Genomic DNA, 24,572 nt, shown 5'->3' with positions numbered 1-24,572 from the left:
CGACCTGCGGGAACGAGGACCTCTCGGGGGACGGGCGGACATGCTGACGAGGCGCCGTCGGCGACCTGAACGCCGACGGTGCCTGTCAGGCCTCGGGGGCGGCCACCACGCTGAGGTGGCCCGCCGCGCGGCGGGGACGCTGCGCACGGCGTACCGCGGGCGCCGGGCGGCGCGCGGGACGCAGCACCAGCGTCAGCCGGGTGTAGCCCATCTCCCGCAGGGTCCGGGGCGTCTCGTCGACGACCCGGCAGTCGGTGGCGCCCCAGCGCGGGTCGGGGTGCAGCAGCGGGCGGACCGCGCCGTCGTGCTCCACGGCCCGCTCGCCGACCGCCCGGATCCAGTGCGGAAGGCCCTGCCGGTAGGCGGCCTCCATGATCGGGTCCTGGGCGATGTCGCGGCGGATGGACTGGAGCCCGTGGTCGTGGCCGTGGCGCTCCACGGCGGCCGCGAAGTGCGCCAGCATCGGCAGGCACCAACGGGACTCGTGCTCGCCGAGGACCGTGTTCGCGTCGGGGTGGAAGAGGACGAATCTGAGGAAGTTGTCACCCGGCATGGCCGTCGGGTGGGGGCCCACACCGCGGAAAAGTGTCTCGAAAGCGGTGTTGGTCAGAACGACGTCCCAGCCGTGGTCGAGGACGACGGACGGGAAGGAGACGGCCTCCAGAAGAGTGGCGTAGTCCTGGAGATACGCCTGGGCCTCAAGACTCTCGGGGACGGGCCGCGGTACGGACCACTGCCCACCTGCCTGAAATGCCATCGGGAGGTCACCCCTCTTGCCTATGCGGCCTTCTCGCGGCGCTCTTGATCCTGCTGCCCGCGAATGAGCGGTGTCAACTATCGTGGCATTTCATGCCGGTCGACGGCTGGAATTGGCCACAGTTGTGGCGAGACCTGGATGTGAGTTCGAACAACCCGCTACTCTCCGGGAAGTTCACGGCAACCGCTTGTGAGAAGCCAGTGAGAAACGTAGGAGATCTGTCGGTGTCGGTTGGCGGCTTCGAGGGACCCGGCGACGCGGCGTCGGCTGTGCTGTCTGCCGTCGCCGCCCGTGTCACCGCGCTGGCCGACCGGCTCGGTGTGGCGCACGCGGAGGTCTTCGACACCGCCGGCCTGTCCGTCGCCTCCGGTGTGCCCGAGCCCGTGGTGAAGGCGCTGCTCAGCGGGCGTCCCGCGGGCGAACCGGACGTACAGACCCGCTTCCTCCAGCGTCTGGACCTGCTGCGGCGCACCCGGCTCAAGCCCAACGGCCGCAAGTACACCCAGCAGGAGATCGCCGACGGCGCGGGCATGTCCCGGCAGCAGGCCGGGGCGCTCATCAACGGCGACCGGCGCCCCACGATGGAGCACTGCGACGCCATCCAGCGCTTCTTCCGGGTGCACGCCGGATTCCTCACGGCCGAGGACCCCGAGGCGCTCGCGAGCGCGCTCCAGTCCACCGAGCAGGAGCTGCTCCAGCGGCTCGCCGACCGTGAGCGCCGGGCGGCCGCGGTCGCCGATGACCCGCTGGAGCGGCTGTTGCAGGACCACGGTGTCCGCCAGATCGCCTGGCGGGCCGCCCAACTCCCCACCGACCAGCACCGCGACAAGGTCGCCGAGTGGCTGGACATGCTCCTGGAGAGCGTCAGGCGACCCGAGTCCTGAGCCGGCCCGTACGCCTCGTACGTCGTCAGGTCGCGCTGCGCTCGCTGGCTTCCCTCAGGTCGCGCTCGACCGCGCGGGTGCGCGCGGTGTCCGGCCGGCCCGCCGTGGTGCCGGGGCGTCCCTCGCGCAACAGTGCGCGCCAGTGGTCGCGGCTCCAGTCGGCCGCCACCGTCGTGGCGGTGAAGTCCTCGACCAGGGAGACGAACCGGTCCGGGTCGGTGTGGAAGGGGAAGTGGCCCGCGCCCTCGAAGATCTCCAGCCGGCTGCCCGGCATCGCCTCGTGCGCCCCGTAGGCGTGCCGGACCGGCACCACGCTGTCCCGGTCGCCCCACAGCAGCATGGTGGGCATGCCCTCGGTGAGGTAGCAGCGGTCGAGCATGGTCACGACCTGGCCGCGCCAGTCGACCACGGCCCGCAGGGTGCGGATGAAGGCGTTGCGCGAGGTCTCGTCGGGCAGCGCGTCCACCAGGGTCAGCAACTCCGGGGCGTCCTGGCCGAGATCGGTGTCCAGGAGCTTCATCAGATGGGCGGCGAGGCCGACCTGGAGCCGCATGCCGGGCAGCCGCAGGCAGGACAGCATCAGATGGGCGCCGGGCAGCGAGACCAGCCGCAGCACCGGGTTGACCTCGCGGCCGACGCCGCCCGCGCCGACCAGGATGAGCCGCTCGGTGCGCTCGGGGAACTGGTAGGCGAACTGCATGGCCACGCCCCCGCCCAGCGAGTGGCCGACCAGGGTCGCGGACTCGATGCCGAGGGTGGTGAGCAGATCGCGCACGCCGTTGGCGTAGGCGGCCACCGAGTAGTCGGCGCGCGGCTTGTCGGAGGCGCCGTGGCCGAGGAGGTCGGGCGCGATCACGGTATGGCTGCGGGCGAGGTCGGGAATGAGCTCCGCCCAGGTCTGCGAGGAGTCCCCGATGCCGTGGATGAGCACCAGGGCGGGGCCCTCGCCCGCCATGCGGAAGGCGCGGCGGTACCCGTGCACGACGCGGTACCGCAGTTCGAGTTCTGCGTCGCCCACCGGGCGCAGCCATGCGGTGCGCGCCGGGCGCCGACGCGGGGCGTCCACCACGCGCTCGCCTCCCGTTCCCGCGGCCGCGACGAGGCGGCCCGAAGTCCTTCACACCAGCCTAGACGCGCATTCCCACCGGGGATTTCGAGGAGGTTTCGCCTCCGCTAAGCGGGCGAACGGGAGCCTGGCGAAGCCGCATTGTCAGTGGTGGACGGCAAGCTGGACGTGGGCCCCCTGTGCGGGGCCGAAGACCGACGACATCGACCTGGGGGAGAGCAGCCCGATGCAGACCGCCGTGCTGACCGACCGTGAACGAGCCGCCGTCCAGGCCTATCTGCGGCTGCTGCACACCGTGCGGGCGGCCTTCGACGTGGAACCGGGCCCGCCGGGCGGCGGCCGACCACCCGTGGTCCCGCCCGCCGTGCTCGCCGAGGCGGAGCGCGCCTTGGCGGACGCGGGCCTCGCGGGCAACGAGGAGGCGTTCTTCCGGCTGCTGCACGCCTGGTGCCCGCCGGAGGCGTGACACCCCCTCAGGGATGCGGCACGGTCACGGCGGAGGCCACCAGACCCCGGCCCGTGATCCAGCGGCCCTCGAAGTGACCGAGCCGGTGGCCGTCCACCACCGGCCCGGGGACGAGGAGTTCGGCGCGGAAGCCGCCCCGCGGCCGCCCACCGGGGTCGACGGACAGATCGATGTCGGCCTCGGAGAAGTCCAGCCACTGGCCGGTGAGGGGGAACCACGCCTTGTAGACGGACTCCTTGGCGCTGAACAGGAGCCGGTCCCAGTGCACCCCGGGATGGGTCTCGGCGAGCCGGAGCAGCCGCTCCTGTTCGCCGGGCAGCGCCACGGCGGACAGCACGCCCTCGGGGAGCGGTCCGTCGGGTTCGGCGTCGATACCGAGGGAGGCGAGGTCGGTGGCGCGGACCAGGGCCGCGGCGCAGTAGCCGTCGCAGTGGGTCATGCTGCCGGTGAGGCCGGACGGCCAGCGCGGGGCGCCGCGCTCCCCCGGCAGGACGGCCTGCGGCGGGACGCCGAGCTTCTCCATGGCTTTGCGGGCGCAGGAGCGCACGGCGGCGAACTCCCGGCGCCGCTTGTGGACCGCCTGCGCCACGACGGCCTCCTCCTCGGGGAAGAGCCCGGAGTTTTCGGGCTCGTCGTGGCCGTACGCCTCCACGACCACCACCGGGCCCGGCAGGAGTTCCTCGATCATCGCGCCCCGGCCTCGGTCTCGGCCCCGCTCGGTGCGATGCGCCGCAGTCTGCCGGGCGGCCCGGCACGCCCGCGCCATTCCCGGGGGTAGCCCACCGACACCTCCTCGAAGCGGACGCCCTCGTGCCAGGTGGTGCGGGGGATGTGGAGATGGCCGTAGACCATGGTCTCGACGCGGAATCTGCGGTGCCAGTCGGCGGTGAGCTCGGTGCCGCACCACATGGCGAACTCGGGGTGCCACAGGACGTCCGTCGGATGCCGGTCCAGGGGGTAGTGGTTGACCAGGACGGTCGGCAGGTCCTCGGGGAGTTCGGCGAGCCGGCGTGCGGTCTCGGCGACGCGGGCGCGGCACCAGTCCTCGCGGGTCTCGAAGGGGTCGGGGTGCAGCAGGACCTCGTCGGTGCACACGATCCCGGTGCCGTGCGCGTACTCCAGGCCCTGCGCCTTGGTCACGCAGCCGGAGGGCAGGAAGGAGTAGTCGTAGAGCAGGAACAGGGGGGCGACGGCGAGCGGGCCGCCGGGGCCGTCCCAGACCGGGTAGGGGTCCTCGGGGGTGGTCACGCCGAGTTCCCGGCACATCTCCACCAGGTGGTGGTAGCGCTCGACCCCGCGCAGGGTGACGGTGTCCTTCGGGTGGGTCCACAGTTCGTGGTTGCCGGGGGCCCAGACGACCTTGCGGAAGCGGCCCGCCAGCGTCTTCAGGGCCCAGCGGATGTCGGCCACGGTCTCGGCGACGTCACCGGCCACGAGCAGCCAGTCCTCGTCCGACTCCGGCCGCATCGCCTCGACCAGGGCACGGTTCTCCTCGTAGCCGATGTGCAGGTCACTGATGGCCAGCAGCTGTCCGGCACCGCCGACCCTCGCTGTCACCCCATGCCTCCTCCGAGCAGCCGAATGGCACCACGAGAACACATCGGCGGGCCCGACGACAAGGCCGGATCGAGCCGGTGGATCTTCACCGCCGGTCCGCGCCTCCCTTCGGGTGATCTTCGCCCGGGCGGACGGTCCCGGGCGCCCGCCGGGACGCCTCGTGCGTCCCCCGCGACCCACGAGAGCATGATCGGAAAATCCGTAACACGGGCGTTGCACGCGGCACCCTTCACAGGCCGTATGATCGGCCCAACACCACCGCCTTCCATGCCTCTTCGCACGGGGCGGTTTGGTGACCCTCCAACCAAGACTGGCCGGGCACGGCCTGCTTCGCCGTGCCCGCGAACCCCGAAAGGACGGCCCTGCATGGTCTCTCGCGTACGCGTCTGGCTCAACCGCACGTACGCGGAGAACGTGTTCTTCATGGATCAGCTGCGGCGCAATCCCAGCGACCGGGCCGTCGAGATCCATGCGACACACGGCGACGCCGATTCTCCCGTACTGGCCGCCGCCGACACCGCCGACCTGGAGCCCGAGGGCCTGTCCCCGGCCGCGTACGTGGAGTACGCGCTCGACCAGTGTGTGCGGCGCGGCATCGACGTGTTCGTGCCCCGGCTGCACCAGGCGGCGATCGTGGCGCACCGCGCGGACTTCGCGGCGGCCGGTACCGCGCTGCTGGCGCCGCCGCCCGAGGCCGTGGCCGTCTTCCACGACAAGGTGATCGCCTACGAGGCCGTCCAGGCGATCGGCGCGCCGGTGCCGCCGTGGTGGCGGGTCCGGTCGGCGGACGAACTCCTCGCCGCCGTCGAGGAGTTGGAGGCCGCCGGGCACAAGGCCTGCTTCAAGCCGGCGTCCGGCGCGGGCGGGGTGGGCTTCCGTGTCATCACGCGCGCCCCCTTCTCGCTCGTCCACCTCAACGGCTTCCCCAGCCCGTACGTGCCGCTCGACCTGGTCCTCCAGGCGCTCAAGGACGCCGAGGAGCCGGTGGACTGGCTGGTCATGCCGCGTCTTGAGCAGCCCGAGGTGTCGGTGGACTGCCTGACCGGGCCCGACAACCGGATCCGGATGGCCATCGGCCGCACCAAGAACGGCCGTCGGCGCGGGTTCACGCTCTCCGAGCAGTGGCTGGAGCCGGCGCGGCGGATCGCCGAGGGCTTCGGGCTGCACTACCTCTCCAACATCCAGTTCCGGATGTTCGGGGACACTCCGGTGCTCATGGACGTCAACACGCGTCCGGCCGGCGGGCTGCACCAGCTGTCCCTGTGCGGGGTCAACGCGCCTTGGGCTGCTGTGCAGTTGGCGCTCGGCGAGGACCCGGGGACGATCGAGCCGCCGTTCCTCGGGCAGGACTACACGGTGGTGTCGGGGCCGCGTCCGCTGCGGGCGGTGTCGCTGCCGCAGCAGCGCGTGGAGCAGACCGAGCCGTTGGTGTCTGCGGCACCGGTGCCTGAGCAGGCGCCGGGTGACTCCATCGGGGCCGGGGACTCCGTCGGGGTCGCGGCTCAGGTGCTGCCGCTTTAGGTTGTCTGCCGGGTGCGGGTTGTCTGTGGCTTGTCGCGCAGTTCCCCGCGCCCCTCAGGGGGCTACACCCTCCGCGTGTCAGGCATGTCCCCCGAGCTCCTCGTTCCACACCGGGCTGTCCACGTAGTGGTTGTCGAATCGGTCCGAGGAGTTCTTGATCTCCTGGGGGTCCGCCTCGCCGCGCAGGACGCGGCCGAGGAGGCGTAGGTAGTCGAAGCGGCCCGCTCCCGGCGTGAAGGTGAACAGGACGTCGGCCGTGGCGCCGGGGGCCGCGGCGAAGGCGTGCGGGGTGCCGGGCGGGATCACGAGGAAGTCGCCAGCGTTCAGGACGGTGATCTCCTCGCCCACCAGCACCCGCAGCGCCCCGTCGATCACGAAGAACGACTCGGCCGCCGCGGTGTGCAGGTGGGCGGGTGCGCCGACGGCTCCCTCGGCGAACGTCGACCGGTAGGCGGTCAGGCGTCCGCCGGTGTCGCCGGAGTCCGCGAGGAGGGTCATGACGCTGCTGGGGTCCCGCGTCGTCTCGGCCTCCGCGCCACGGGTGAGCACCGGGGCGAAGTCCGTGACGTGCGCGGTCCCGTTCTGCTTCTGGTCGTTCTTCTCTGTCGTCATGTCTACGACTCTAGGCAGCGGATAGACCGGCCACAGGGTGCATTTCCGTGCCCGAATCGTGGGTCAATTCAGGGTGCCGTCAGAACCGCCCCGCCCCCCGGTACAGCTCCAGTTCGCCGTCCAGTTCGAGGGCGAGCACCGTGGCGTGCGGGTCGAGGTCCGCCGGGGCCGGCGGGTCGATCCACAGCACGCCGACCGCCTCGTGGAGGCCGCCGACGACCTGGTGGGCCAGTTCGGTCCCGGTGCCGAGGACGGTGACCCTGCGGACCTTCGTGGCCAGGCCCCGGACGCCGATCTCGGCGCGCGGGATGTCGTAGACCGTGAGGTAGAGGGTGCGGCGGTCGGCGGAGAGGGTGCTGGGGCCGTAGTGGTGTCCGGCCGGGAGTCCGCGCCCGGTGCCGTACACCGCGTCCGCGTGTCTGCGGATCCACTCCCCCAGTCCTTCGAGGCGCTCGACCTGCGGCTCGGGGATGGTGCCGTCCTCCATGGGACCGACGTCCAGGAGCAGGTTGCCGCCCCCGCCGATGGTCTCGGTGAAGTAGCGGATCAGCTGGGAGAGCGACTTGTGGTGGTGGTCGTGGTGCTGGTACCCCCACGAGTCGTTGATCGTCAGGCACAGCTCCCAGGGGCCGTCCGGCGGCACGATGGGGGCGCCCTGTTCGGGGGTGGCGTAGTCGCCCTCACTGAGCATGCGTGCGTTGAAGACGACGTCGGGCGAGTAGGAGCGGATGAGCGCGGCGAGTTCGGGGATGCGCCACTGTTCCTCGCTGCGGTCCCACTCGCCGTCGAACCACATCAGGTCGGGCCGGTAGCGGGAGGCCAGTTCGCGGATCTGGCCGTCGCGGTAGGCGATGAACCGCTCCCAGGCGTCGAGGTCCTCGAACTCGGCGGCGACCTCGGAGTAGCGGTTGTCCTCCTGCTCCGGCGGGCGGCCCGGCTTGCGCGTGGAGGCGTAGTCGGGGTGGTTCCAGTCGGAGTGCGAGTAGTACAGGCCGACCTTGAGGTCCTTCTCGCGCAGGGCCTCGGCGTACGGGCCGAGGTAGTCCTTGCCGAGGTTCAGGTCGCCGTACGCCGTGTCCCACAGGGCCACACCGTCGTGGTGACGGCTCGTCAGCACGGCGTACTTCGCTCCCGCCCGGGCGAACAGGTCCGCCCAGGCCCTCGGGTCGTACCGGGCGCCCGTGAAGCGCTCCAGCTGGGACATGTACCGCTCGTGCGGGACGATGTCGTCGTAGAACGACCAGGACTCCTGGACGCCGTCGACGGCGTAGATGCCCCAGTGGACGAAGATCCCCAACTTGGCGTCGGTGAACCAGGGTTGCATGGGCACGGCTCAGCCCCTCCGCAGCCGGAGCGTGAGGACCTGGAAGGGCCGCAACGCGACCGCGACCCCGGCCTCGGAGACCTCCGCGTCCTCCAGGGGCCGCTCCAGCAGGTCGGTCACCTGCGCGCCGGCCAGCGGGAACCCGGTGCGCAGCACGCCCTGGGCACGACCGCCGTTGCACTCGTAGAGCCGCACGACCACGTCACCGGACGCGTCGTCGGCGAGCTTGACCGCCTCGACGGTGACGCCGTCGCCGTCGACCGAGACCACGGGTTCGGTGGCGCCGGCCGCGTCCGCCACCCGCAGGGGCAGGTTGAGGGCGTAGCCCTCGGCGACGGTGTCCTCGATGCTCGCGCCGGGGAGCAGGGAGTAGGTGAAGCGGTGCCTGCCCTGGTCGGCCTCGGGGTCCGGGATGCGCGGGGCGCGCACCAGGCTGAGGCTGACCCTGGTCGTCGTACCGCCGTCCTCGCGGACCGTGCGGGAGACGTCGTGGCCGTAGGTCGAGTCGTTGAGGACGGCGACGCCGTAGCCGGGCTCGGCCAGGTGCACCCAGCGGTGGCCGGGGACCTCGAAACGAGCCGCCTCCCAGCTGGTGTTGGTGTGGGTGGGCCGCTGGACGTGGCCGAACTGGATCTCGGCGGAGGAGTGGGCGGCGCGGATGTCGACCGGGAAGCCGGCCTTGAGGATCTTCTCCGCCTCGTGCCAGTCGATGTCGGTCTCGAAGTCGATCCGGGCGCTGCCGGCCCGGACGGTGACGGTCTGGGTGATCGTCGAGCCCTTGCCGAAGGACCGGGTCACTTGGATCGCACCCAGCAGCGGGGCGTCCGAGACGACCTCGACGGACGAGGCGTCCAGGAGGTCGGTGTACCGGTTCCTGTAGTGCTTGTCGATGTCCCAGGCGTCCCAGTAGTTCGGGAGGTCGGTGTGCAGACGCAGCAGGTTGCCCTGGTCGGCGAGGACCTCACGGCCGCCGGCACGCAGGTCGCGGACCGAGGCCAGGGTGCCGTCCTCGGCCACCTCGACGCGGATCAGGCCGTTGTCGAGGACCCGTCCCTCGGTGCGCACCGGCTGTGCGGGCTCGGCGCCGGTCAGCGGCGCGCTGCCGCTCGCGGGCACCTCGACGTACGCCGGTGCGCCGCCTGCCGTACGGACCACCTCGGCGCGGTCGAAGGGGCTGGTGTTGAACACCCGGGTGCCGCCGGCGCCCAGCGCGGCCACCGCCTCGGCGGTCAGCGCCTCCAGTTCCTCGGCGACCCGGGCGTACTCGGCCTCGGCCTCGCGGTGCACCCAGGCGATGGAGGAGCCGGGCAGGATGTCGTGGAACTGGTGGAGCAGGACCGTCTTCCACAGACGGTCGAGCTTCTCGTACGGGTAGGCGTAGCCCGGTGCGTGCAGCGCGGCCGTGGTGGCCCACAACTCGGCCTCGCGGAGCTTGTGTTCGCTGCGCCGGTTGCCCTGCTTGGTGCGGGCCTGGGAGGTGTAGGTGGCGCGGTGCAGTTCCAGGTAGAGCTCGCCGTTCCAGACGGGGGCGTCCGGGTACTCCTCGCGGGCCTTGGCGAAGAACTCGTCCGGGTGCTCGACGACGACCTTGGGCGAGCCCTCCAGGTCGGCGAGCCGGCGCGCGCGTTCCATGATCTCGCGGGTGGGGCCGCCACCGCCGTCGCCCCAGCCGAAGGGGGCCAGCGAGCGTGAACCGCCGCCCTTCTCGGAGTAGTTGCGGACCGCGCGGTGCATCTCCTCGCCGCTGAAGCGGGCGTTGTAGGTGTCGACGGGCGGGAAGTGGGTGAAGATGCGGGTGCCGTCGATGCCCTCCCACCAGAAGGTGTGGTGGGGGAACTTGTTGGTCTGGTTCCAGGAGATCTTCTGGGTGAGGAACCAGTCGTTGCCGGCGAGCTTGGCGAGCTGCGGGTAGGCGGCCGTGTAGCCGAAGGAGTCCGGCAGCCAGACGCCCTTGGTCTCGACGCCGAAGTGCTCGATGAAGAAGCGCTTGCCGTGGATGAGCTGGCGGGCCATCGCCTCGCCGCCGGGCAGGTTGCCGTCGGCCTCCACCCACATGCCGCCGACCGGGACCCACTGGCCCTTCTTCACCGAGTCCTGGATGCGGGCCCACACGTGCGGGTAGTTGTCGCGCACCCACTCGTACTGCTGGGCCTGGGAGCAGGCGAAGATGAAGTCGTCGTACTCGTCGGCGAGCGAGGTGACGTTGGAGAAGGTGCGGGACGTCTTGCGCTTGGTCTCGCGGATGGGCCACAGCCAGGCGGAGTCGATGTGGGCGTGGCCGACGCCGGAGACGGTGTGCGCGCTGGCGTGGGCGGGCTTGGCGAGGATGGGCGCCAGCACCTCGCGGGCGGCCGCGGCGCTGCCGGGCACGTCGTCCAGGTCGAGGGCGTCCATGGCGCGGTCCAGGGCGTGCATGATCTCGTGGCGGCGCGGCTCGTGCTCGCCGAGGTGGACCATCAGCTCGCGCAGTACCTGGAGGTCGAGGTCGAGGTGCCAGACCTCCTCGTCGAGGACGGCGATGTCGGCGCGCTGGAAGGTGTAGAGCGGCGCGGAGCCGGCCGTGAGCTTGTCGCCCATCGGCGTGACCTTGGAGAAGTTGTCCTTGAGGATGTCCGGGTTGGAGGCCGCCTCGACCAGGTAGTCGATCTGCTCGCCGCCGGTCGCCGGGTGGGCGATGGGCACGTACTGGTTGAGCGGGTTGACGGCCTTCAGGGGGCGGCCGTCGGGCAGGTGCACCAGGGCCTCGGCCTGGTTGCCGGGCCAGTCGCCCACGAAGCCGAGGTCGATGACGGCCTCGACGCGCCGGCCGGCCCACTCGGCGGGCACCCGGCCGCGCATCCGGAACCAGGTGGTGCCCCAGGGCGGGCCCCAGGGGGTGTTCATGGCGAAGGGCTCGTACCGCGCGGACGCCGCCTCCTCGAAGGAGACCGGCTCTCCCGGCGCCTGCCAGGCCTCCACCTCGAAGGGGACGGTGGCCGCGTAGGTCGCGGGCTTGATGCGCTGGTCGTGGACGCGCTGGACGCGCTCTTCGATCCGTCGGCGTTCGTCGTGCATGAGAGGTCTCCAGGAGGGAGCGAAGCTTCAGAGAGAGGGAGCCAGACAGCACAGAAAGCGCTTTCTGACGAGAGTGCTACTTAAGGTACGCCAGGCCCGGGTGCACCGAGGTGTACCCCTCGACCAGCTTGCGGGCCACGCCCACCGAGTCCACCAGCGGGTGCAGTGCGAACGCCTTCACGGCCGTCGTCCGGGCCCCGGACTCGGCCGCGGCCAGCACCTCCCGCTCGACCGCCTTGACCGAGCAGACCAGGCCGGTGGCGTGGTCGGGCAGCGGAGCGACGGAGACCGGGTGAGCGCCGTTGGCGTCGACCAGGCAGGGGACCTCGATGACGGCGTCCGTGTCGAGCACCGAGAGGGTGCCCTGGTTGCGGACGTTGAGGATCAGGGTGGTGCGCTCGTCGCGGGCGATGGCCCGCATCAGGGCGAGGGCGACCTTCTCGTAGCCGCCGGAGAGGTCGTCGGCGTCGCGTTCGCCCGCGCCGGCGGTCTCCCGGTTCTCCGACATGTAGGTGGCCTCGCGCTCGGCGCGGGTGCGGTCCCAGGCCGTCAGGGCGGCGGCGTCGGGGCGGCGCATCTCCTCGTAGAACCGGGCCTGCTGGTCGGCGAGGAAGGCGCCGCGGGTCTTCTCGACCTGCTGGTAGGCGCGGACCGCCTCACGGTTGAAGTAGTAGTAGTGCAGGTACTCGTTGGGGATCGCGCCCAGGGACTGGAGCCAGTCGACGCCGAAGAGCTTGCCCTCCTCGAAGGAGCCGAGCAGATCGGCGTCGGCCAGCAGCCGCGGCAGCTCGTCCCGGCCCGCGATCTTCAGGCCGCGCACCCAGCCGAGGTGGTTGAGGCCGACGTAGTCGATCCAGGCCTCGTCGGGGTTGGCGCCGAGCACGCGGGCGATCCGGCGGCCGAGGCCCACGGGTGAGTCGCAGATGCCGATGACGCGGTCGCCGAGGTGGCGGGACATGGCCTCGGTGACCAGGCCCGCCGGGTTGGTGAAGTTGATGACCCAGGCGTCGGGGGCGAGCCGGGCCACCCGGCGGGCGATGTCGACGGCGACCGGGACGGTCCTCAGGCCGTAGGCGATGCCGCCCGCGCCGACCGTCTCCTGACCGAGCACACCCTCGTCGAGCGCGACCTTCTCGTCGTTGGCGCGGCCCTGGAGACCGCCCACGCGGATCGCCGAGAAGATGAAGTCGGCGCCGCGCAGGGCCTCGTCGAGGTCGGTCGTGGTCGTCACCGTGGGGGCATCGGCGACGGCGGCCGCCTGTTCGGCCAGGACGCGGCCGACCGCGGAGAGCCGTCCGGCGTCGAGGTCGTGCAGGACGACCTGGGTCACCCGGCCCTCGCCGCGGTCCGTCAGCAGCGCCCCGTACACGAGCGGGACCCGGAAGCCGCCGCCGCCAAGAATCGTCAGTTTCACGCTTGAGCCTTTCCTGCCAGGACCACCTCGACGCCCGCCTCCTCCAGGGAGGAGCGGGTCGCCGCGTCGACCGGCGCGTTCGTCACCACCACGTCCAGGTCCTCCGGACCGCAGACCTTCGCCATGCCCGTGCCCGGGAACTTCGCCTGGTCGGCGAGGAGGACGACCTTGTCGCTCGCCTTGATCATGGCGCGCTTGACCGGCACCTCGACGACCGTCGTGTCCATCACCTGCCCACCGGGGCGCACTCCACTGGTGCCGAGGAAGAGCCAGTCGGTGTGCAGCTGGCGCAGGTTGTCCTCGGTGAGGAAACCGACCAGGGAGCGGTACTCGCGGCGGACCATGCCGCCGAGCAGCACCAGCTCGATGCCCTCGTCGTCGGCGAGTTCCTCGTAGACCACCAGGTTGCTGGTGATCACGGTAAGGCGGCGGCCGTGCAGCTGCCGGGCCAGTCGGTAGGCGGTGGTGCCGATGTCGAGCAGCACCGACTGTCCGTCGGCGACCAGTGCGGCGGCCCGGGCGGCTATGGCGTCCTTCTCGGCCACCCTGACCTCGGCGACCTCGGCGAACGGCTGGTCGCCGTCCTCCATGACCGCGCCGCCGTGGACCCGGGTGAGCATCCCGTCCTCCTCCAGCTTGACGAGGTCACGCCGAATGGTGGCGGGGCTCACACCGAGCTGCTCGGAGAGGTCGGTCACGGCCGCGGGACCGCCCGAGCGCAGGGCCCGCAGGATGAGTTGGTGTCGTCGTTCAGCCAGCACGCCGTGAACACTACTCGTCATCTTCAATCATTTCCATGCTCACTTCTGCTTAGGTATTGACCAATGTCGCCAAGCGGCGCACGATTCCGGTCATCGAAATTGACGCGTTTTGACGAGAGGTGCTCACGTGGATGACGACCGGCCCGAGGTGCTGCTGACCGGGCTGCTCTTCTACGACCTCGTCCTGACGGGTCTGGGCAGGCCGCCGACACCGGGTGAGGAGATCTGGACGGACGGCATGGGCTGCGGCCCGGGCGGCATCGCCAACCTCGCGGTCGCCGCCTCCCGCTTCGGCCTGCGCACCTCCCTGTCCACGGTCTTCGGCGACGACTTCTACGGCGCCTACTGCCAGGAGATCCTGGCCGGCCAGGAAGGCGTCGACCTCTCGCTCTCCCGCGTCGCGGACGGCTGGCACACCCCCGTCACCGTCTCCGTCGCGTACGGCTCCGACCGGGCCCTGATCACCCACGGCCAGGAACCGCCGTACTCCCAGGACACGCTGATGGGCGACCCGCCCGAGGCGCGCACCGCCCTGGTGCATCTGGAGGCCGAACCGCGCGCCTGGATCTCCAAAGCCGCCGCGAACGGCACGCAGATCTACGCCGACGTCGGCTGGGACCCCACCCAGCGGTGGTCCACGGACCTCCTGGACCAGCTCTCCCTGTGCCACGCCTTCCTCCCCAACGAGACCGAGGCGATGGCCTACACCCGCACCGACAGCGCGGTCGCGGCGCTCGGCACGCTCTCCGAACTGGTGCCGGTCGCCGTGGTCACGCGGGGCGGGGACGGCGCGGTCGCCGTCGACCAGACGACCGGCGAGTACGCGGACGTCCCGGCCCTGGCCGTCGACGTCCTGGACGCGACGGGTGCCGGTGACGTCTTCGGCGCGAGCTTCGTCGCGGCCTCGCTCGGCGGCTGGCCACTGGAGGAGCGGCTCAGGTTCGCCGTTCTGTGCGCCGGACTGTCCGTGCGGCACCACGGGGGCGCCCTGGCGGCCCCCGGCTGGTACGGCGTCGACCGCTGGTGGCGCTCGCTGACGGACCCCGACCTGAAGCGGACCTACGGCTTCCTGGCCGACCGTCTCCCGGCGGACGTGGGAACGCCTCTCCAGCACGCGCCGGTCACCCCACCGGCCCGGCCCCCTCTCGCGCCGCCCACCCCCTCGGCCGAGCACGCACCCGTCGCCCCACCGACGCCGCACCTCCCCGTCGCCCCAGCCGACACCGCACGGCAGCACTGATCGCAAGCCCCCCCACAAACCCCTCGTACGCACGTCCCGAAAAGATCCGAAAGGCGGTGGGAGCTGTGCGGCTCTCACGAAGAGGCCTGCTCCGCGCGGGCCTGGCCGGTACGGCCGCCACGGCCCTGGGCGGCCTGGCATCCGGCTGTGCCGTTCCGACCGGTTCGACCGGCCGGAACATGGTCCTGTGGTACTGGAGCGGTGGTCTGAGCGACACCGTCGTCAAGAACGCCAAGGCCCGCTACGACCGCTCGGTCGACCTGGAGGCCATCCAGATCGGCGGTCAGTACCGCTCCAAGCTCATCACCACCATCACCGGCCAGGCCCACATCCCCGACATCGCGGGGCTCAAGGGCGAGGACATGGCCGCCTACCTGCCGAACGCGGACCAGTTCATCGATCTGCGGACGCTGGGCGCGGAGAAGTACCGCGGCCAGTACCTGTCCTGGAAGTGGGACCAGGGCATCGCCGACGACGGCACGATGGTCGGCTTCCCGATCGACTGCGGTCCGGTCGCGCACTACTACCAGTTCGAGGTCTTCCGCAGGGCGGGGCTGCCGTACGAGCCCGACGACGTGTCGAGCGGACTGAACACCTGGGAGAAGTTCTTCGACGCGGGCGTGCAACTCGGCAAGCGCGTCCCGGGCGCCAAGCTGCTCACCGACATCAACTCCGTCTTCGAGAACGTCGTGCAGCAGGGCGCGAAGCGGTACGTCGACAAGGACCGCCACTTCATCGGCGACCAGGAGCACGTCCGCCGGGCCTGGGCGCTCGCCGTGGAGGCCAAGCAGCGCAGGATCGTCTCGGACCTGGTCAGCGGTACTCCGGACCAGCTGTCGGCCATTCAGGACGGCAAGCTGCCGAGCCAGCTGAACGCCTCCTGGGCCAGCTTCGACATCAAGAACGGCGTGCCGAAGACCAAGGGCCGGTGGCGGGTGGCGCAGATGCCCGTGCGGCCCGCCAACAGCGGCGGCTCGTTCCTGTCGATCACCAAGGCATGCCGGGAGCCCGAGCGCGCCTTCGAGATCATCACCTGGATGCTCAACGCCTCCAACCAGGCGCAGGGTTACGTCGACGCGGGCCTCTTCCCCTCCACGCCCGCCTCCTACGGCCTGAAGCCGATGCAGGAGCAGGACGACTTCTTCGGCGGCCAGGTCACGACCGACGTCTTCGGGCCGGCCGCGCAGAAGATCGTGGTCGCCTACAACAGCCCGTTCGACATCGCGCTCGGGCAGCCCCTCAAGGACGAGATCAAGAACGTCGGTGTCCTCGGCAAGGACCCCAAGAAGGCCTGGAGTGACGCCATGAGCAAGTGCCGGCGCATCGCGAAGCACCTGGGGGTGAGCTACTGATGGCCGTCCTCGAACACACCCCGCCCGCGGTGGCGCAGCCCTCCCCGACGCAGCCCAAGAAGGGCTGGCGCAAGTACTGGCACCTCTACGCCGCGATCTCCCCCTTCTACCTGATCTTCCTCGGCTTCGGCCTGTTCCCGGTCGGCTTCTCGTTCTATCTGTCCTTCCACCGCTGGGACGGCCTCGGCTCGATGGAGTGGGCCGGGCTCTCGCAGTACCAGTACCTGCTGAGCGACAGCGACTTCTGGAACTCGATCGGCAACACGCTCATCATCTGGGCACTGGCCACCTTCCCCATGATCCTCCTGGCGATGGTCACGGCCGTGATGCTCAACTCCGCGGTCCGGCTCAAGGGCCTGTACCGGGTCGCGTACTTCCTGCCGAACGTCACCTCGGTCGTCGCGATCGCGATCGTCTTCGGCTCGATCTTCTCCACCAACGCCGGCATGGTGAACGCCGTCCTGAACGCGGTGGGGATCGACCAGGTGGCCTGGCTGAACACCCCGTGGGGCATCAAGATCACCATCGCGGCCCTGATGACCTGGCAGTGGACCGGCTACAACGCCATCATCTTCCTCGCCGGACTCCAGACCATCCCGAGCGAGCTGTACGAGGCGGCGCGCGTGGACGGCGCCGGCCCGATCCAGACCTTCTTCCGGATCACGCTGCCGCTGCTGCGGCCCACGCTGCTGTTCGTGCTCGTCGTCTCGACGGTCACGGGCCTCCAGAGCTTCTCCGAACCACAGGTCCTGCTCCAGACCTCGTCCAACGACTCGACGTTCGCGGGCGGTCCGGGCCACTCGGGCCAGACGATGGTCCTCTACTTCTTCCAGCAGACCTTCGACAACAACGACTTCGGGTACGGAGCCGCGGTGGCCTGGGGCATCTTCCTCGTCGTCGTGCTCTTCTCGATCATCAACTGGCGCCTCGTGCAGCGCCGTGGCGAATAGGAAGGGCCCACCATGTCTTCCATCAAGGGGTCCCGCCGCAGAGGGATCGCGCTGCACCTCCCGCTGATCATCGGCACTCTGATCTCGGCCTTCCCGTTCTACTGGGCCGTGATCATGTCGACGCACAGCTCGTCGGAGATCTTCTCCTACCCGCCGAAGCTGCTGCCGGGCACGCACTTCCTGGAGAACGTCCGCAACCTCTTCGACGCCATCGACTTCTTCGGGTCGATGTGGAACTCGCTGCTGGTCGCCACGTCGGTGACCTTCCTGGTCCTGCTCTTCGACTCGCTCGCCGCCTTCGTCTTCGCCAAGTTCGAGTTCCCCGGCAAGAACGTGCTGTTCGGGCTGCTCATGGTCATCTTCATGGTGCCGGCGCAGCTGTCGGTCATCCCGCAGTTCGTCGTCATGGCGAAGATCGGCTGGATCGGCTCGATGACCGCGCTGATCGTGCCGGCGGCCGCCAACGCCTTCGGCATCTTCTGGATGCGCCAGTACATGAAGACCGCCATCCACGACGAACTGCTGGACGCCTCCAGGCTGGACGGCGCGAACTTCCTGCGCCAGTACTGGCACGTGGCGCTGCCGGTGGTCCGCCCCGGCCTCGCCTTCCTCGGCATCTTCACCTTCATGGGCCAGTGGAACGACTTCGCCTGGCCCCTGATCGCCCTCACCAACCCGAACAACGTGACCCTCCAGGTCGCGCTGTCCCAGCTCAACGGCACCCACGGCACCACCGACTACGGCATCGTGATGACCGGCGCCCTGCTCGCCCTCATCCCGCTGCTCATCGTGTTCGCGATCGGCGCCAAGCAGATCATCGGCGACCTCGCGAAGGGAGCCGTCCGCGGATGACCGGCGATCCGCTGTCGGCCCTGCGCCCCTGGGAGGCACCCGAGGTGACCTCCTGGGGGCGGCTGCCCATGAACGCCGTCGACCGGCGCTCCGGAGCACTCCCCCTGGACGGCGACTGGCGTTTCCAGCTGCTGTCCACTCCGGACGCGCCGGTCGGCGGCTCCTGGTCCTCGGCGTACGTCCCCGGTGCCTGGACGACCCAGGGCACCGACGACCTGCCGCAGTACACCAATGTGCGGATGCCGTTCCCCGAGTTCCCGCCCCACTCCCCCGCTGCGAACCCCACGGGCGTCTACGAGCGTGAGGTGGACGTCCCCGCAGAGTGGGCCGGGCGCCGGATCGTGCTCCAGGTCGGGGCCGCCGAGAGCGTGCTGCTGGTGCACGTGGACGGGCGGCCCGTCGGTGTCTCCAAGGACTCCCATCTGGCGGCCGAGTTCGATCTGACGCACCTTCTCGCTCCCGGCTCGCCGAGCACGCTGCGCCTCACGGTCGTCAAGTGGTCGGACGCCTCGCACATCGAGGACCAGGACCAGTGGTGGCACGGGGGCCTCACGCGCTCGGTGCTGCTGTACGCGACCGAGGCGCTGCATCTCGCGGACGTGACCGTGCGGGCCGGGCGGTACGGGGAACTGCGGGTCGACTGCCGGGTGCGCGACACGGGCGGTGCGCTGCCCGAGGGGTGGTACGTCAGCGGCGAGCTGGAGGGCCGGCTGCTGACCCAGGACACCGGGTTCGACCGGGCCAACGCCGAGGACGAGCGGGTCTCCGACTTCCTCGGCGAGGCGCGGCTCACGGCCACCGTCCCCGACGTGCGCACCTGGAACGCCGAGACACCCGAGCTGTACGGCCTGAGCGTCCGGCTGCACCGCGCCGACGGCACCGTCGCCGACACCTCCCGCCACCGCGTCGGCTTCCGGGACGTCGAGATCGTCGGGCGGGACCTGCTGGTCAACGGCGAGCGGATCTTCGTGCGGGGCGTGAACCGGCACGACTTCCATCCGCTGACCGGGCGGACGGTGACGTACGAGGACATGCGCGCCGACCTGGTGCTGCTCAAGCGTTTCGGATTCAACGCGATCCGCACCTCCCACTACCCGAACGACCCGTCCGTGTACGACCTCGCCGACGAGCTCGGGTTCTACGTGGTCGACGAGGCGACCGTCGAGTCCCACGACCACGCCCACGAGATCGCCGACGACCCGCGCTATCTGAACGCCTTCGTGGACCGGGTCTCACGGATGGCGCTGCGGGACAAGAACCACCCCTGCGTGATCATCTGGTCGCTGGGCAACGAGTCCGACTACGGCGCGAACCACGACGCGGCGGCCGGCTGGCTGCGCCGCCACGACCCGACGCGGCCGGTCCAGTACGAGGGGGCCGCCAAGCTGGACTGGGCAGCGACCGACGACGCCTCCGACCTCGCCTGCCCCATGTACGCCTCGCTGGAGGAGTGCGTGGAGCACGCGCTGTCCGGACGGCAGACCAGGCCGCTGATCTGGTGCGAGTACTCGCACGCCATGGGCAACAGCAACGGCACACTGGCCGACCACTGGGCTGCCATCGAGTCCACCCCTGGACTTCAGGGCGGGTTCATCTGGGAGTTCTGGGACCACGGAATCCTCCAACGCGTGAGCGACGCAAGACCGGTCGGACGTGGGGGCGTCGGACTCCATGACAACGGTGTCGCCGCCCCCGGCCATCGCTGGGCCTACGGCGGCGACTTCGGCGAGCCGATCCACGACGGGGCGTTCATCGCGGACGGCGTGGTCTTCCCGGACCGCACGCCCAAGCCGGTGATGTACGAGCACCGGGAGCTCGCGGCGCCGGTGCGCATCGAATGCTTCCGGCACGAGGGCATCGTCCTCGGCAACCACCAGCACTTCCGCGGCCTGGACTGGCTGTCCGGCGAGTGGGAGCTGTCCCTGGCCGACGGTGGCCGGCTGACCGCTCCGGCCGAGCTGCCCGACCTGTGTCCGGGGCAGACGGCGGCGGTGCCGCTGCCGTTCGAGCTGCCCGAGGGCGGCGGGGAGGCCTGGCTGACCCTGCGGGTGACGACCGCCCGCGACGAGCCGTGGGCGCCGCGCGGCACGGTGGTGTGTCTGCCGCAGGTGCGGCTGCGGGCCGCGGCTCCCGCACGGCCGCCCCTGCCGGTGCCCCGCGGGCGCGTCGAGGTCGACACGGACGGGCTGCTGGTCCACCCCCTGCTCACCGCCGCCCCCGCCCTCTCGCTGTGGCGGGCGCCCACCGACAACGACGAGCTCGGAGGCATGGGGCCACGTTGGCGGGCCTGGGGGCTCGACGCGCTGGTGCGCAAGGTCACGGACGTGCGCCACCGGGCGGACGGCCGGGTGACCGTGCACGCCGAGCACGCCGCCGAGGCGGGTGTCGTCCGGCATGTGCAGGTCTTCACCCCGGTCGAGGGCGGCATCCACATCGAGGAGTCGGCCGAACTGCCCGACGCGTTCACCGATGTGGCCCGGGTCGGCTCGGTGTTCGAGACGATCGCCGGTCTCGACCTGATGGAGTGGTACGGGCAGGGCCCCTGGGAGTCGTACCCGGACCGCGCCTTCGGTGCCCCCGTCGGCCATCACTCCGTGCCCGTGGACGAGTTGTTCACCCCCTATCTGCGTCCGCAGGAGAGCGGCGGGCGACACGGCGTACGTCACTTCACACTGTCGGCGCCGGACGCCACCGGTCTGACGGTCGTCCTGGACGAACCCCGCCAGGTCGGTGTGACCCGGTACCGGGCGGGTGACCTGACGGCGGTGGCCCACCACGACGAACTCGTGCCGCGGGCCGGCTGCGTGGTGCACATCGACGCGGCCCACCGTGGTCTGGGCACGGCGTCCTGCGGCCCCGACACCTCACCGTCGTATCTGGTCTCGCCGGGCGTCCACCGCTGGAGCTGGACTCTCCGCGCCCTCTGATCCCTCCCTCTCTTTCTCTCCTCCTCTCTTTCTCCCCTTCTCTTCTTCCTGTTCTTCGTTACGGAGCACCCGTGTGTACTTCGCATGACCACGACGACCTGACCGAGGCCGCGCAGGCCGGCGCCGGGCGGCGCAGTTTCCTCAGAGCCACCGCGCTGCTGGGCGCCGCCGCCACCGCGGGGATCGCGCTGCCGGCGACCGCCGAAGCCGTGTCGGGCGGCCGGCGGCCGAACCCGGACAGCCGGCGCTTCACGCTCGCCGTCATGCCCGACACCCAGTACCTCTTCGACGGGCCGAGCATCGACAAGGCGCCCGTCGAGGCGTCGCTGCGCTATCTGCTGGAGCATGGCAGGGAAGAGAACCTCGTCTTCCTCTCGCACCTCGGCGACCTCACGCAGAACGGCGCCGAGGCCGAATTCGCCGCGATCGGCGAGGCGTTCCGGCTGCTGGACCGGCGCGGTGTCGGCTACAGCGTGCTGGCGGGCAACCACGACGTGAAGTCCTCGACCACCGACCAGCGCGGCTCCACGCCCTACCTGGACACCTTCGGCCCCGACCGGTTCAAGGGGCGCAAGACCTTCGGCGGGGCCTCCCCGGACGGCTACAACACCTTCCACCTCTTCAAGGCCGGCGGCCGGGAGTGGATGGTGCTCGCGCTGGACTGGCGGCTGTCGGACAAGGGCTACGCCTGGGCGAAGGAGGTCCTGGCCGCGCACCCGAGGACGCCGGTGATCCTCACCACGCACGAGCTGGTCGTCGAGGACGACACCCTGTCGGCGTACGGGCAGCAGCTGTGGGACCAGCTGATCAAGGACCACGACCAGATCTTCCTCACCCTCAACGGGCACTACTGGCCCGCCGGGCGGGCGACACGCAAGAACACGGCGGGCAACGACGTCCACCTGCATCTGACGAACTATCAGAACCGGTACTTCGGCGGGGCGGCCATGATCCGCCTGTACCGCTTCGAGCTCGACCGTGGCGTGATCGACGTGGAGACGGTCTCGCCGTGGATCCTGGGCCGGGCCGCGAAGGGGCTCAACGAGCTGGAGCGGCAGGAGATCGAGCTGAGCGGGGATGCCGACCGGTTCTCGGTGGAGATCGACTTCGCCGCGCGCTTCTCCGGCTTCGCCCCGGTGCCCGCGCGCCCCGCGCGCCCTGCCTCGAAGATGCTGATCCCGGGGACGGTCGCCTACTGGCGCTTCGACTCGGCCGTGAGCGGCACCGTGCGCGACCTGTCCGGGCGCGGCAACGACCTGACCCAGGTGTCGGTCGGCGGCGGTTCACTCGGCTGGTCCGCCGACCACCACCCCGACCAGCCCGGCCACGGCAGCCTGGAGTTCCAGGGGTTCAAATCGCCGCTGAAGGGCGCCTATCTGCGCACGGTCGACAAGGCACCCCTGAACTCGGCGACGTTCAGGAACGGTTACACCATCGAGGCGTTCTACCGCCTGCCCGCCGACTGGGATCCCGACCACAACGCCTGGTCCGGACTGGTCGGCCGCTCCGGCACGGGCGGGGCCGCGGGCAAGACCGGCGACGACCCCGACGAGCCGCTGGCCACCCTCTCGCTGTCGAACGACCGCGAGCCGCAGTGGGCCATGCGCCCGCTCAACCAGCAGGGCATCGCCACCAACTGGGGCCAGGAGACGCCGCTGGAGACCTGGTGGCACCTCGCGGTGGTCAACGACGGCCGGCACACCACGCTGTACGTCCAGGGCTGCCCGGTGGTCCGCAATCCGAAGGCCACGGCCGTCGGGATCACCTCGGTCGGGCTGCCGTGGCTGCTGGGCGGCTACACCTACGCCGACAAGATCGACCAGATCTTCCACGGCCGGCTCGGCGACGTCCGAATCGTCGAACGGGCGCTTCCCGTCACGTCCTTCATGACCCACTGACCTCTTCGAGGATGCCCACCATGACCCAGCAGCAACTGCCCGCCTGGGCCGATCCGTCCGTCTCCCCCGCCGACCTCGACGCCCAGGGCATGTCCAGACGCGGACTCCTGCGCCGCGCGGGCCTGTTCGGCGCCGCCTTCGCCCTGGGGTCGGCGGCCACGCCCGCGCTCGCCGCCTCCGGGCGCGGGTTCGGCGGCAGCGATCCGCGCCTCGCCTATCTCGTCGGCGACCACCACGTCCACTCCGTGTACAGCCACGACGCCAAGTACACGTTCGCCCAGCAGGCCAGGGCCGCCGCCCGGTACGGCCTGGACTGGATGGTGTTCAACGAGCACTCCAACTTCGGCCACGCCCGCTACGGTGCCGCGCTGGAGCACCAGGAGATCCTCAAGGCCCGGGCCGCCAACCCCCGTCAGCTGATCTTCCAGGGCCTGGAGTGGTACATCCCGGCCGCCGAGCACTGCACGGTCTTCGCCGCCCCCGGCCCCCACGAGGTCGACCTGCTCACCCGGTTCGAGCTGGCCTACGACGGCAAGCTGCTCGGCTACGACAAGGGCGGCGCCGCCGACGCGGACACCGCCCGCAACGAGGCGCACGCCGTCAAGGCCATCAAGTGGCTGGCCGAGCAGCGCCGTTCGGGTTACGTCGACGACGTCCTCGTCCTGGCCAACCACCCGCTGCGCCTCGGCATCGACTCCCCGCACGAGATGCGCAACTGGCGGGACGCCGCCCCCGAGATCATGATCGGCATGGAGGGCGCGCCCGGCGCCCAGGGCGCGGCGATCCCCGGCTGGCGCGGTGCCACCTCGATCCGGGGTGAGTACGAGAACAAGCCGTCCGCGCAGTCGTGGGCGGGCTATCCGGCGGACGCCTACCTCACGTACGGCGGTTTCGACTGGGCGACCGCGACGGTCGGCGGACTGTGGGACTCGATGCTGGCCGAAGGCAGCCTGTTCTCGATCACCACCAACTCCGACAACCACCGCACCGTCTTCGACACCTGGAAGAACGGCGACTGGCCGGCCGGGCAGAACTTCGACAGCACCGGCAAGCTGCCCGACCCGGTGAACACCGACACCGCGCAGCCCGGCAGCGACTTCTGGCCCGGCGAGTTCAGCCGCACCCACGTCGGCGTGACCCGCTACGGCTACCGCGCCGTCATGCAGGGCATGCGGGCGGGCCGGGTCTGGCTGGACCACGGGCACCTGCTGGACGGCCTCGACGTACGGCTGAAGCGGGACTGCGACGCCGGCCGCGGGGTCACGCTGGGCGGGCGGCTGCGGGTCCGCAAGGGCGAACGGATCACGCTGTACGTGACGGTGACGACCGCCTCCCGGGCCAACCCCCAGGGAATCCTGCCCGAGTTGGCGCACGTGGACGTGATCCGGGGCGCGGTGCGCGGGCGGGCCGCCGACCGGGATGCCTGGAAGGCGCCCGACACCAAGGTCGTCCGGACCAAGGACGTGTCCGGCCGCACCGGCACGTACACGCTGCGCGTCCCGCTGACCGCCGGGGACGAGTCCTTCTACGTCCGGCTGCGCGGCAGCGACGGCAACCGGCACGGGGCCGGGTATCTCGGCGCCTCGGTCGACCCGCACGGGCCGGTTCCCCACGAGCCCGGAAACGGTGACCCGTGGGCCGACACGTGGTTCTATTCCAACCCCGTCTTCGTCGACGTGGCAGGTGCCTGATGAAGCGTCACCTTGGTGCTCCGGCCTGCTGAGCGGGCGCCCTCGCGCTGGGCGCGGGGGCACCGCGTCCGCCGCGGGTGATCCCCGCTGGGCCGAGACCGGCACGGCGTACACGCACACCCTCGGCGGCGGGCAGGGACTGGCGAGCCGCGCGGACGGCACACTGCTGTACCGCGGGCTCGCCTCCGGCAGCCGTCCATTCGTACCGGCGAGGGTGGCGCCCCCAAAGGGGCGCGGGGAACTGCG

At 70.9% G+C, this 24,572-nt stretch carries 19 protein-coding genes; 10 read left to right on the top strand and 9 right to left on the bottom strand.

The window, feature by feature from the left end; all coding sequences use genetic code 11:
- Positions 1 to 85 precede the first annotated feature (85 nt).
- A complete protein-coding gene (locus SLINC_RS37580) occupies positions 86 to 757 on the bottom strand; it encodes an MmyB family transcriptional regulator (protein ID WP_067442892.1) in 672 nt (223 codons plus the stop codon).
- Between the two features lie 224 nt (positions 758 to 981).
- Between SLINC_RS37580 and SLINC_RS37575 the strand changes: the two genes are divergently transcribed.
- Positions 982 to 1,641 (top strand): helix-turn-helix domain-containing protein, encoded by a 660-nt coding sequence (locus SLINC_RS37575; RefSeq protein ID WP_067442891.1) that lies wholly within the window; start codon positions 982 to 984, stop codon positions 1,639 to 1,641.
- A gap of 25 nt (positions 1,642 to 1,666) precedes the next feature.
- Here the strand turns inward: SLINC_RS37575 and SLINC_RS37570 are convergent, their stop codons facing one another.
- Complete coding sequence (locus tag SLINC_RS37570) at positions 1,667 to 2,710, bottom strand: alpha/beta fold hydrolase (RefSeq protein ID WP_067442890.1); 1,044 nt, start codon at positions 2,708 to 2,710, stop codon at positions 1,667 to 1,669.
- Between the two features lie 223 nt (positions 2,711 to 2,933).
- On the opposite strand from SLINC_RS37570, the gene SLINC_RS37565 reads away from it, so the two are divergent.
- The gene (locus SLINC_RS37565) at positions 2,934 to 3,173 is read left to right on the top strand and encodes a hypothetical protein (RefSeq protein WP_067442889.1); all 240 of its coding nucleotides are present in this window, start codon (positions 2,934 to 2,936) and stop codon (positions 3,171 to 3,173) included.
- Between the two features lie 7 nt (positions 3,174 to 3,180).
- Here the strand turns inward: SLINC_RS37565 and SLINC_RS37560 are convergent, their stop codons facing one another.
- Together SLINC_RS37560 and SLINC_RS37555 are read right to left on the bottom strand one after the other, a co-directional pair.
- Entirely contained in the window at positions 3,181 to 3,861 is a 681-nt protein-coding gene (locus SLINC_RS37560) for a 4'-phosphopantetheinyl transferase family protein (RefSeq protein WP_067446124.1), read from the bottom strand.
- Positions 3,858 to 4,730 (bottom strand): metallophosphoesterase family protein, encoded by an 873-nt coding sequence (locus tag SLINC_RS37555; protein ID WP_067442888.1) that lies wholly within the window; start codon positions 4,728 to 4,730, stop codon positions 3,858 to 3,860. The genes SLINC_RS37560 and SLINC_RS37555 overlap by 4 nt, the downstream gene beginning before the upstream one ends.
- Before the next feature lie 366 nt (positions 4,731 to 5,096).
- Between SLINC_RS37555 and SLINC_RS37550 the strand changes: the two genes are divergently transcribed.
- On the top strand, positions 5,097 to 6,251 hold the full coding sequence (locus SLINC_RS37550; protein WP_067442887.1) for an ATP-grasp domain-containing protein: 1,155 nt from the start codon (positions 5,097 to 5,099) through the stop codon (positions 6,249 to 6,251).
- Positions 6,252 to 6,329: 78 nt separating this feature from the next.
- Here SLINC_RS37550 and SLINC_RS37545 read toward each other — a convergent pair whose 3' ends face one another.
- The 5 genes from SLINC_RS37545 to SLINC_RS37525 form a co-directional block, all read right to left on the bottom strand.
- Positions 6,330 to 6,863 (bottom strand): cupin domain-containing protein, encoded by a 534-nt coding sequence (locus SLINC_RS37545; protein WP_067442886.1) that lies wholly within the window; start codon positions 6,861 to 6,863, stop codon positions 6,330 to 6,332.
- A 79-nt stretch (positions 6,864 to 6,942) separates the two neighbouring features.
- Positions 6,943 to 8,193, bottom strand: a complete 1,251-nt coding sequence (locus tag SLINC_RS37540; RefSeq protein WP_182449248.1) for an alpha-L-fucosidase — start codon at positions 8,191 to 8,193, stop codon at positions 6,943 to 6,945.
- Between the two features lie 3 nt (positions 8,194 to 8,196).
- The gene (locus tag SLINC_RS37535; protein ID WP_067442884.1) at positions 8,197 to 11,241 is read right to left on the bottom strand and encodes an alpha-mannosidase; all 3,045 of its coding nucleotides are present in this window, start codon (positions 11,239 to 11,241) and stop codon (positions 8,197 to 8,199) included.
- A 76-nt stretch (positions 11,242 to 11,317) separates the two neighbouring features.
- The gene (locus tag SLINC_RS37530) at positions 11,318 to 12,655 is read right to left on the bottom strand and encodes a 6-phospho-beta-glucosidase (protein ID WP_067442883.1); all 1,338 of its coding nucleotides are present in this window, start codon (positions 12,653 to 12,655) and stop codon (positions 11,318 to 11,320) included.
- Positions 12,652 to 13,416 carry a DeoR/GlpR family DNA-binding transcription regulator gene (locus tag SLINC_RS37525; RefSeq protein ID WP_067442882.1) on the bottom strand — a complete coding sequence of 255 codons (765 nt, stop codon included), beginning with the start codon at positions 13,414 to 13,416 and terminating at the stop codon, positions 12,652 to 12,654. The genes SLINC_RS37530 and SLINC_RS37525 overlap by 4 nt, the downstream gene beginning before the upstream one ends.
- Positions 13,417 to 13,543: 127 nt before the next feature.
- Between SLINC_RS37525 and SLINC_RS37520 the strand changes: the two genes are divergently transcribed.
- The 7 genes from SLINC_RS37520 to SLINC_RS37490 all read left to right on the top strand — a co-directional run bounded on the left by SLINC_RS37520 (position 13,544) and on the right by SLINC_RS37490 (position 24,326).
- Positions 13,544 to 14,656: a carbohydrate kinase family protein gene (locus SLINC_RS37520; protein ID WP_225988437.1), complete on the top strand. Its 1,113-nt coding sequence runs from the start codon at positions 13,544 to 13,546 to the stop codon at positions 14,654 to 14,656.
- Between the two features lie 65 nt (positions 14,657 to 14,721).
- Positions 14,722 to 16,008 (top strand): extracellular solute-binding protein, encoded by a 1,287-nt coding sequence (locus SLINC_RS37515; RefSeq protein ID WP_067442881.1) that lies wholly within the window; start codon positions 14,722 to 14,724, stop codon positions 16,006 to 16,008.
- Positions 16,008 to 16,958 carry a carbohydrate ABC transporter permease gene (locus SLINC_RS37510; protein WP_067442880.1) on the top strand — a complete coding sequence of 317 codons (951 nt, stop codon included), beginning with the start codon at positions 16,008 to 16,010 and terminating at the stop codon, positions 16,956 to 16,958. The genes SLINC_RS37515 and SLINC_RS37510 overlap by 1 nt, the downstream gene beginning before the upstream one ends.
- A gap of 12 nt (positions 16,959 to 16,970) precedes the next feature.
- A complete protein-coding gene (locus SLINC_RS37505) occupies positions 16,971 to 17,810 on the top strand; it encodes a carbohydrate ABC transporter permease (protein ID WP_067442879.1) in 840 nt (279 codons plus the stop codon).
- Positions 17,807 to 20,737 (top strand): glycoside hydrolase family 2 TIM barrel-domain containing protein, encoded by a 2,931-nt coding sequence (locus tag SLINC_RS37500; RefSeq protein WP_067442878.1) that lies wholly within the window; start codon positions 17,807 to 17,809, stop codon positions 20,735 to 20,737. Before SLINC_RS37505 ends, SLINC_RS37500 begins: the two co-directional genes overlap by 4 nt.
- Positions 20,738 to 20,808: 71 nt before the next feature.
- On the top strand, positions 20,809 to 22,635 hold the full coding sequence (locus SLINC_RS37495; RefSeq protein WP_067442877.1) for a LamG-like jellyroll fold domain-containing protein: 1,827 nt from the start codon (positions 20,809 to 20,811) through the stop codon (positions 22,633 to 22,635).
- 20 nt (positions 22,636 to 22,655) lie between these two features.
- Complete coding sequence (locus SLINC_RS37490) at positions 22,656 to 24,326, top strand: histidinol-phosphatase (protein WP_067442876.1); 1,671 nt, start codon at positions 22,656 to 22,658, stop codon at positions 24,324 to 24,326.
- Positions 24,327 to 24,572: the final 246 nt, after the last annotated feature.

Source organism: Streptomyces lincolnensis (assembly GCF_001685355.1).
Taxonomy (GTDB): domain Bacteria; phylum Actinomycetota; class Actinomycetes; order Streptomycetales; family Streptomycetaceae; genus Streptomyces; species Streptomyces lincolnensis.
The sequence above is the reverse complement of the archived record's forward strand: the minus strand, read 5'-3'. Positions and strand labels throughout refer to the sequence as shown.

Excerpts from the sequence above, each read along its gene's own strand:
- SLINC_RS37580 (WP_067442892.1), bottom strand. The coding sequence starts at position 757 with ATGGCATTTCAGGCAGGTGGGCAGTGGTCCGTACCGCGGCCCGTCCCC.
- SLINC_RS37565 (WP_067442889.1), top strand. The coding sequence starts at position 2,934 with ATGCAGACCGCCGTGCTGACCGACCGTGAACGAGCCGCCGTCCAGGCC.
- SLINC_RS37560 (WP_067446124.1), bottom strand. The coding sequence starts at position 3,861 with ATGATCGAGGAACTCCTGCCGGGCCCGGTGGTGGTCGTGGAGGCGTAC.
- SLINC_RS37550 (WP_067442887.1), top strand. The coding sequence starts at position 5,097 with ATGGTCTCTCGCGTACGCGTCTGGCTCAACCGCACGTACGCGGAGAAC.
- SLINC_RS37545 (WP_067442886.1), bottom strand. The coding sequence starts at position 6,863 with ATGACGACAGAGAAGAACGACCAGAAGCAGAACGGGACCGCGCACGTC.
- SLINC_RS37535 (WP_067442884.1), bottom strand. The coding sequence starts at position 11,241 with ATGCACGACGAACGCCGACGGATCGAAGAGCGCGTCCAGCGCGTCCAC.
- SLINC_RS37510 (WP_067442880.1), top strand. The coding sequence starts at position 16,008 with ATGGCCGTCCTCGAACACACCCCGCCCGCGGTGGCGCAGCCCTCCCCG.
- SLINC_RS37505 (WP_067442879.1), top strand. The coding sequence starts at position 16,971 with ATGTCTTCCATCAAGGGGTCCCGCCGCAGAGGGATCGCGCTGCACCTC.
- SLINC_RS37500 (WP_067442878.1), top strand. The coding sequence starts at position 17,807 with ATGACCGGCGATCCGCTGTCGGCCCTGCGCCCCTGGGAGGCACCCGAG.
- SLINC_RS37490 (WP_067442876.1), top strand. The coding sequence starts at position 22,656 with ATGACCCAGCAGCAACTGCCCGCCTGGGCCGATCCGTCCGTCTCCCCC.